This is a genomic window from Caballeronia sp. AZ1_KS37 (assembly GCF_023631165.1).
Lineage (GTDB): Bacteria > Pseudomonadota > Gammaproteobacteria > Burkholderiales > Burkholderiaceae > Caballeronia > Caballeronia zhejiangensis.
Genome location: NZ_JALQDP010000058.1, coordinates 1 through 287, shown reverse-complemented (window position 1 = coordinate 287; position 287 = coordinate 1). Strand labels below are relative to the sequence as shown.

The window sequence follows — 287 nt, the reverse complement described above, 5'->3', positions numbered from 1 at the left end:
GACGTACACGACGCGGGCGAATACCGCGAGGCCGACGGTCCGCTCGACGAGCAAGGCGCGCGGCCCTGGCGCACGCTGGCGCCCGGCATGGCGCTCACGATCGAACCGGGTCTCTACGTGCGCGCCGCCGAAGACGTGCCGGAACAGTACTGGAACATTGGCATCCGCATCGAGGACGACGCGGTCATCACGGAAAGCGGCTGCGAGTTGATCACGCGCGAGGTGCCCGTCGCGGCCGACGAGATCGAAGCGCTGATGCGCGATTCAAACGCAAACTGACCATGAGC

1 protein-coding gene is annotated in these 287 nt (G+C 66.9%); it reads left to right on the top strand.

What is annotated here, in order from left to right:
• The coding region (locus NCS00_RS33220) for a M24 family metallopeptidase (protein WP_250442276.1) at positions 1–279 on the top strand (279 nt) is incomplete at its 5' end.
• Between the last annotated feature and the right edge of the window lie 8 nt (positions 280–287).